At 38.3% G+C, this 8,695-nt stretch carries 6 protein-coding genes and 1 tRNA gene; 3 read left to right on the top strand and 4 right to left on the bottom strand.

Features of this window, described 5'->3' with window-relative positions:
• Nucleotides 1–56: 56 nt before the first annotated feature.
• Nucleotides 57–131, bottom strand: a tRNA-Gln gene (locus ABYK33_RS11225).
• 164 nt (nt 132–295) lie between these two features.
• Here ABYK33_RS11225 and ABYK33_RS11220 point away from each other — a divergent pair.
• Entirely contained in the window at nt 296–1,330 is a 1,035-nt protein-coding gene (locus tag ABYK33_RS11220; RefSeq protein WP_373033303.1) for a bifunctional 3,4-dihydroxy-2-butanone 4-phosphate synthase/GTP cyclohydrolase II, read from the top strand.
• Between the two features lie 127 nt (nt 1,331–1,457).
• Complete coding sequence (acs, locus tag ABYK33_RS11215; protein WP_373033301.1) at nt 1,458–3,401, top strand: acetate--CoA ligase; 1,944 nt, start codon at nt 1,458–1,460, stop codon at nt 3,399–3,401.
• A gap of 46 nt (nt 3,402–3,447) precedes the next feature.
• Here the strand turns inward: acs and ABYK33_RS11210 are convergent, their stop codons facing one another.
• On the bottom strand, nt 3,448–4,113 hold the full coding sequence (locus tag ABYK33_RS11210) for a uracil-DNA glycosylase (RefSeq protein ID WP_373033300.1): 666 nt from the start codon (nt 4,111–4,113) through the stop codon (nt 3,448–3,450).
• 149 nt (nt 4,114–4,262) lie between these two features.
• On the opposite strand from ABYK33_RS11210, the gene ABYK33_RS11205 reads away from it, so the two are divergent.
• Nucleotides 4,263–4,418 (top strand): hypothetical protein, encoded by a 156-nt coding sequence (locus ABYK33_RS11205; protein WP_373033299.1) that lies wholly within the window; start codon nt 4,263–4,265, stop codon nt 4,416–4,418.
• Nucleotides 4,419–4,452: 34 nt separating this feature from the next.
• Here the strand turns inward: ABYK33_RS11205 and ABYK33_RS11200 are convergent, their stop codons facing one another.
• Nucleotides 4,453–7,530 (bottom strand): efflux RND transporter permease subunit, encoded by a 3,078-nt coding sequence (locus ABYK33_RS11200; RefSeq protein ID WP_373033298.1) that lies wholly within the window; start codon nt 7,528–7,530, stop codon nt 4,453–4,455.
• Nucleotides 7,523–8,596: an efflux RND transporter periplasmic adaptor subunit gene (locus ABYK33_RS11195; protein WP_373033297.1), complete on the bottom strand. Its 1,074-nt coding sequence runs from the start codon at nt 8,594–8,596 to the stop codon at nt 7,523–7,525. The genes ABYK33_RS11200 and ABYK33_RS11195 overlap by 8 nt, the downstream gene beginning before the upstream one ends.
• Between the last annotated feature and the right edge of the window lie 99 nt (nt 8,597–8,695).

Here is an 8,695-nt window from a genome sequence, read left to right as displayed (position 1 = left end):
GATTTAATTTGGAGTGAGATTGTATCTTGATTTAATTAAACCAAGATTAAATCTTATGGATGGGGTAGAGGGATTCGAACCCCCGAATACCAGTACCAAAAACTAGTGCCTTACCGCTTGGCGATACCCCAATCTTCACAAGCTTACTGCTTATGTGGACGGCATTATAGCACCATATTGTTCACATGTCAAGAGGTTTTAAAAAAATATTTCAAAAAGTTTCTTAGGTGAAGTACGAATAGGTATAATACTATTTAAACAATATATGTATAGTATAAAAATTTGGGAGATGTTGATGTCGAGTGAAGCAATAAAAAGAGTTGAAAAAGCTATAGAAGAGGTAAAAAGAGGGAAAATGGTTATCATGATGGATGATGAAGATCGTGAAAATGAGGGTGACCTTGTTTATGCAGCTACATTTTCTACTCCTGATCTGGTAAACTTCATGGCGAAAGAAGCCAGAGGGCTTATCTGTACTCCTATTACAAAAGAGATAGCATCCAAACTTGATCTTATGCCAATGGTTAGCAATAATGTTTCCAATCATGAGACAGCTTTTACTGTTTCTATAGACTCTACCAATGCTGAAACCGGTATATCTTCGGCTGAGAGAGATGATTGTATCTCTAAACTTGCAAGTCCGCAAACGGTTAGTGAAGACTTTGTTCGTCCAGGGCATATCTTTCCACTCATAGCTAAAGATGGTGGGGTATTGGTTAGAACAGGGCATACAGAAGGTTCTGTAGATCTTTGTAAACTTGCGGGACTTGCTCCGGCTGCTGTTATTTGTGAGATCATCAAAGATGATGGAAAAATGGCACGCATGGATGATCTTGAGGTTTTTTCGAAAAAGCATGATATGGCAATCGTTTACATTTCAGATATCGTTGAGTACCGTTTAGCTAATGAGAAGCTTATAAAGCGTGTAAAAGAAGAAGAGACTGAACTAAGAGGTATAAAAGTTGAGAAGATCACTTACACAGATCACCTCGATAGAACGCATACAGTGATACAGTTTTACAAGACACACGAAACAGCAAATGTTAAATTTCATAATATCGGTACAGACATAGGGCTTGTACTTGATGACAAACGTTTTAATGCACTTAACAATTCTATAGACTACTTGAAAATAAATGGAGGAACACTGATCTTTCTTGACACAAAGGTCATATCTCATGAACAAGCTAAAGAGTTTGGTGTAGGGGCCCAGATACTTAAAGATCTCGGTATTAAAAACATTAATCTTTTAACTACAAATAAAGAGACTGAATTTGTTGGTCTTGCAGGTTTTGGTCTTGATGTTGTTGAGAAAATAGAGATCGTTTAAACAAAATTATTACCACACGTAACAAATAGGAGTAAATACTCCTATTTAAAACTTCTTTCTTTTACAATTTTCCATTGTCACCAATTCTATGTTAGAATGACTACATACACATATGAAAGGATTGTTAATGATAAAAGAAACTTTTAACCCAAATCCAGAATTCGCTGCCAATGCTGCAATTAAAAATATGGATGAATACTGGGCATTACAAAACAAAGCCTTAGAAGACTATGAAGGCTTTTGGAAAGAGTTTGCCGATGAGAAGATCGATTGGTTAGCTCCTTATGATAAAGTAGTTGATGAGAGTAATGCACCATTTTATGAGTGGTTTACCAACGGTAAGCTTAATGTTTCCAATCAATGTATCGACAGACACCTTGCAGACAAGGCACATAAAACGGCTATTTTGTTCGAAGGTGATAGAGGTGATGTAGAACACATTACTTATGCTCAGCTCTCCCTACATGTTAATAAAATGGCCAATTTACTTAGACATGAATTTGGTGTAAACAAAGGTGATAGAGTTGTACTCTATATGCCTATGATACCTGAAGCAGCCTATGCAATGCTTGCCTGTGCTCGTATCGGTGCAATTCACTCTATTGTATTTGGAGGGTTCTCTGCTGAAGCACTTAAAGACCGTATAGAAGATGCTGAAGCTAAAATAGTTATTACAGCAGATGGAGCTTACAGAAAAGGTAAGCCATATATGCTTAAACAAGTGGTTGATGATGCACTTGCTCAAGGTGGTGACAGCATCGAAGCAGTACTTGTTGTAAAGAGAAATCATGAAGAGATAGAATGGGTAGAAGGTAGAGACCATAACTATAATGAACTGATCACTTCTCAACATGCAGAATGTCCTTTTGAACTTATGGACAGTGAAGATCCTCTCTTCTTACTTTATACAAGTGGTAGTACAGGAAAACCAAAAGGTGTGCAGCATGCAAGTGCAGGATATATCCTTTGGGCTCAGATGACAATGGAATGGGTATTTGATGTAAAAGGTGATGATGTTTACTGGTGTACAGCAGATATAGGCTGGATCACAGGGCATACATACATTGTTTACGGGCCACTTGCCGCGGGTACAACAACACTTATGTTTGAAGGTGTGCCAACTTATCCTGATGCAGGGCGTGCATGGAAAATGGTACAAGACCATAAGATCACTCAGTTTTATACTGCACCCACAGCGATCCGTGTACTGCATAAAATGGGGGACCATGAGCCTGAAAAATATGACCTTTCATCACTGAAGGTATTGGGAACGGTTGGAGAGCCTATTGATCCACCGGCATGGCAGTGGTACTATGAAACAGTAGGTAACTCTAACTGTGCCATAGTCGATACATGGTGGCAAACAGAAACAGGTGGACATATGATCTCTCCACTGCCTGGAGCAACACCTATTAAAGCTGGATGTGCAACATTTGCACTTCCAGGTATCATCGCTGAGATTATTGATCCAGATGGTGAAGTTAAAGAGGTAGGTGAGACTGGAATGCTTTGTATCACAAAGCCATGGCCAAGTATGATCAGAAATATTTGGGGTGATCCCGAACGTTATGTGAAAGCATATTTTGGTGATGCTGTAAAAGACGGCAAGCCAGTCTATTTCTCTGGTGATGGCGCTGTACTTGATGAAGATGGATATATTACTATCACGGGCCGGGTAGATGATGTTATCAATGTGTCTGGTCACCGTATGGGAACTGCTGAGATCGAAGCAGCAGTAAACAAAGATGACTCTGTAGCTGAAGTAGCTGTTGTAGGGCGTCCACATGACATTAAAGGTGAATCCATTTTCATCTATATCGTACTGAAAGATGGACATATCAATGCAGATATTAAAAATCATATCAATGAATTACTCGCATCTGAGATCGGAAATATTGCTAAAGCCGATCATATCATTGAAGTACCGGGATTACCTAAAACACGTTCAGGTAAGATCATGAGAAGAATTTTACGCTCTATCGCAAAACATGAAGATATCACTCAAGATATATCAACACTTGAAGATCCGTCTATTGTTAAGCAGATCGAGACAATGGCAAGAGAAGCTTAAGAACTTCTTTTCATCATTCCCCAATTTAATTGGGGAAGATCGCTGATCATTTCCCCATTAACTCTTTTACTTTCAAGAGATCATCAAACACTTCTTTTTTAGCACTTGGATTCCTAAGCAAATAACTCGGATGATAAGTAGGTATGATCGTATAATCATTTTGTTTATGTATAGTACCTCTCACTTTGCTTATCTCTGTATCATCACCCGTAAGATAATGATACGCAGTTGCTCCCAGTGTTACGATGAGCTTCGGTTGGATAAGCTCTATCTGCTTAAGCAAATAAGGTTGACAGGTATGTGCTTGAACTGGAGTAGGTATGTCATTGTGTGGAGGACGACATTTCACAATATTGGTGATATAGACATCATCTCTGGAAATATGTAATACATTTTCTATCATCTTCGTGAGAAGTTCTCCTGAACGGCCTACAAAAGGTTTCCCTGCACTGTCTTCCGTTGTACCAGGTGCCTCACCAATGAAAAGTATATCAGCACCGGGGTTGCCCTCACCAAACACTACTTTATGTCGACTTTTACTAAGCTCACACAGATGACATTCCATTGCCTGCTTTCTTAAAGACTCAAGTGTATTAGGAAGTGTAAAGTCCTGTTCTTCTTCTTTGCATGGTGTGACAGAGGTATACTTATAACCTAGCTGTTTCAGTTGATAAAGTTGTTTAAGGAGTAGTGCATTTTTGAGGTTTTTCATGGGGATATTATACTCCCAAATATCTTAATATGTTCTCTTTATCACTAAACAAATTTCATCTAATTATAATGAGTCTAGAAGTGAACTTTTTGCATCATAACTCATCAATTAGATAGATAACTCTAAAACAATTTAGCTATAGTAATAACATGAAAAAGCCATTAATCCTATTTATCATTTTTGTTCTCTTACTGATAGTTGCTAAAATAGCATACAATAAATACTGTGAATCCAAACCTGAGGGGTGCAAAAAAGAGAACCCTGAGGAGAGAGAAGAGTTCCCGGTAAAAGGCATTGATTGGTAGAAAAGACCAGAGATAAGCTCTGGTTCTCTCTATGTTATTTTATTGCCTCATTATCAACACTCTTTGAAAACTTCAAATAAAGTATTGGAAGTATGATCAATGTAAGCAGTGTCGAGGATATAAGACCATTGATCACAACGATCGCCAGAGGTCTTTGTATCTCAGATCCTGGTCCTGTTGCAAAAAGCAGAGGAAGAAGACCAAATGCCGCAATGGTTGCAGTCATAAGTACAGGCCTGAGTCTCTTGATGGAGCCATTTATAACAGCATCTTTAAGTGTACTACCATTTTGAATAAGATAGTTAAAGTAGTTCACCAGAACTACACCATTAAGAACGGCTATACCAAGTAGTGCGATGAATCCTACCGATGCCGGTACAGACATATACTCTCCACTCACGTAAAGCCCTATAAATCCACCGATCAAGGCCAACGGTACATTGATGAGTACCATTGTTGCCTGTGTTAAAGATCCAAAAGAGACAAAAAGAAGTATAAAGACCAAAAAGAGAGATAATGGTACAATAATCGCCAATCTTGCAGCAGCTCTCTGCTGATTTTCAAACTCCCCACCAAAAGTCAAATAGTAGCCTGCTGGAAGTTTAACTTCTTTTGCGATCTTTTCTTTAGCTTCTTCAACAAAACTTACAAGGTCACGACCTTCTACATTCGTCTGCACGATCGTCTTTCTATATCCGTGTTCATGCTCAATTTGTACTGGTCCGGCATTGGATATAAACTTTACAAAATTACTCAGAGGCACAGCATTACCATTTTCCAACGGATAGTAAAGTTTTTCTACTTTATCTAAAGAGTTTTGGAGGCTCTCATCACCTTTGACCATCAGATCGATACGGCGCATACCTTCTTGGATGATTCCTGCTTGTACACCAGTTACCATCACCTTAAGAAAATCATTCAGTTCTTGTTGACTGATACCATGATATGCCATTGCTTTCTTATCAAACTTCAGTTCAAAATACTCCACACCTTCATTGGCTTTCTTATAGACATCACTGCTCCCTGTGATACCTTCAAGTATACTTTTAATTTTAACCGCCAGTAACTCCAATTGGTCATTGTCACTTCCGAAAATATCAATTGCGAGGTCTCCTCTAACACCTGTAAGCATTTCAGATACTCTCATCTCAATAGGTTGGGTAAATCCAAATTCAATACCTACAAATTCATCAAGAACTTTTCTGATCTCTTCGATGACGAATTCTTTGGAGGTTTCTCTCCATGTTTCTTTGTCATGAAGTACCAAAAAGGTATCTGTATCATTCAAACTCATAGGATCAAGACCGAGTTCATCACTTCCTGTCCGTGCGATAATATCTTTGATCTCAGGTACAGAAGCCAAAAGTTTTTTCTGTAGTTTCAAGTTGAGCTCCAAACTCTCCTTGAGTGAGATAGAAGGCAGCATTTCTACACCTATAATAATACTTCCTTCATCCATCGTAGGCATAAAAGATTTTCCTGTTTTTGCAGCCAGATAAAGAGATCCGCCAAAAAGGATGACTACGGCCATCACTGTACCCTTAATATGGCTCAAAGAAAAGAGTAGAACAGGTCTATAGCACTTGGTAAGCAGTTTAATAAGAGCAGACTCTTTATCCGGTCTTTTACTCAATATAAATGAACTGAGAACAGGGATGAGTGTTAATGCCAATATCAGCGAAGAGAAGAGGGCAAAAATGATACTCAGTGCCACAGGTCTAAAGAGTTTACCTTCAAGTCCTTCAAGGGTAAGAAGTGGCATGAAAACAATAATAATAATAAGTACACCTGTAATGATAGAAGGCGCCATATCAATCGTTGCTTCATAGATGATATGCAGTTTATTTTGTCGTTTGTGTTTAGGGTTTCCTAATTCAGCAGTAATGTGTTCAACAACAACTACCGCTGAATCTACTAGTATCCCTATAGCTATAGCGAGTCCACCCAAACTCATAAGATTCGCAGTCAATCCAAAGTATTGCATAGCGATAAAACTCATGAGCAATGCAAAAGGAAGAATAAGTGCAACACTCAGTGCAGATGCAAGGTTACCCAACATGAGAAGTAATATGACCATAATGAGTATCACTGCTTCATAGAGTGCATTTTTGACAGTGTCTGTAGCAAGATTAACTAGGTGTGAACGATCATAAAATATATCTATCTTCGTATCACCTGGCAGCATACCCTCAAGTTTTCTAAGTTCCTCTTTAACTTCATCAAGTACCACTGCTGTGTTTGAACCTTTAAGTCCAAGAACCAAACCTTGTACTGCTTCACCTTGACCATTTTTACTTACAAATCCTGCACGGGTAATGTATCCATACTTAACGGTAGCTATATCACCAATCGTGATGACTTTATCTGCTCTTTTCCCTACAGGCAATGTTGCGATATCTTCTAAACTTTTGAGTCGTCCCACACTACGTACCAGGATACTTTCTACTCCTTGTGAAACACGTCCGGCACCATCATTTTGATTGTTTGATTGTAGTGACTGGAAAATATGTGACAGTGTTACACCCATCGTTCTCATTTTATTAAGATCAGGTACCACCTCATAGGTCTTTACTTTACCACCGAGAGGGTTAACCTCTGCTACGCCACTTACCGCACGTATTTTTGGTGAGATGATCCAGTCCAATAGACTTCGTTTCTCTTCAAGTGATAGGGTATCTGACTCGATAGTAAACATCAGAATATCACTTAAAGGCGTAGAAATAGGTGCAAGACCACCTTCCATATTGGCAGGCAATTGATCCTTGATATCTAACAGTCTTTCACTTACCTGTTGTCTTGCCCAGTAGATATCCGTACCATCTTCAAAGTCAATGGTAATATCACATAGCCCATATTTTGAAGTAGATCGCAGCATCGTTTCATACGGTATACCAACCATCTTCATCTCTATTGGAACAGTGATGCGTGATTCTATTTCAGCGGGAGTCATTCCGCTAGATTTGATTATGATCTTTACCTGAGTGGGGGAGATATCAGGGAATGCATCAATAGGTAGCTCATTATAGGCTTTGATACCAAAACCTAGAATTACCAGAGCCAGCAAAGAGAAAAAAAGCCTTTGGGCAAGGGCAAAACCTATTAACTTATTCATCATCACTTCCTAACATATTTTTTAGTACTGCCAGAGAACTTACTGCTATTTTATTTCCTAACATAGAAGATGGTTTGACAAAATAATATATGTCATCTTCAGAAAGTATTTCTACTGGAACAGAAGTGAATCCTTCTTTGTTTTTTACAAATACTATTTGTGTGTCGCCATCTTTGATTACAGCGTTTTTTATGATCTTAAGACTTCTTTGAAAAATGGTGATCTTCGCACTGCTACGTAATCCTGAAAATATATTGATATCTGTAGGCACCAAGAAACGTACATGTCTTGTTTGGTTCTCAGGATTGATCATTGGAGAGAGTTGTAGTATAGTAGTATCAAAAGTATTATTACCAAGTTCTATCTGCACTTTTTGACCTTCATAGAGATTCTGTATTCTTGTAGCTTCTATAGCACTTTCCAGCCAAAGTGGACCATTTTCCTGAATAATAAAGAGTGCATCAGTAGGACTGGTACTCCTACCAGGTGTTGCATGAAGTTCAACTATACGACCTTCTACCGTACTTCTTAATTGTATTGTTTGTGATAGTTTTAAATCTTTAAATAGATTAGAGATCATTTCATCACTGGCACCATAACTTTTAAGAAGTGCTTTAGAGGCAGAGACTTTTATCTTGTCTGCTTCAAGCTCTGCGTTGGCAGCAACACACTCTTTTTGAGGTATGATCTCTTCTTTACAGAGCATATTCTTTCGTTCTGCAAGATGTTTATGATGTTTAAATTCTATCGCGTCAGAAATGGCCTTTTGTTGTGTCGATATCCATTCTGTACCTGTTACACCAGCTAGAACTTGACCTTTTGTAACAAATTGATAGTTTGCAACATATAACTTTTTAACATTGGCTTCAAAGGGAAGAGAAATGGTATGTAACAATGTTGGTGGTGTAACCACAGTAGTAACAAATTCACCCAAAGGAAGTTTTTCTGAACTTTGAGGCGTTCCAACCTTGATCTGCCAATTGGCTTCTTGTTCTGCTGTAAGTGTTATGTTCTCAGCATTTATTATAAGTGTACATAGTGTTAAGAGTATAAGTTGTTTTCTCATTAGTTATCCTTCATTTCGCTGAGTGTATAGAGTGTGAACAGTGTGTGATAATAGGCTTTCTGTGTAGCAAAAAGTTCTTGTTTAAGTGTATGATAGTTT

This window comes from Sulfurovum sp. (assembly GCF_041562805.1).
Classification (GTDB): domain Bacteria; phylum Campylobacterota; class Campylobacteria; order Campylobacterales; family Sulfurovaceae; genus Sulfurovum.
Note: the sequence above shows the minus strand (reverse complement) of the source record. Positions and strands in the feature narration are given on the sequence as shown.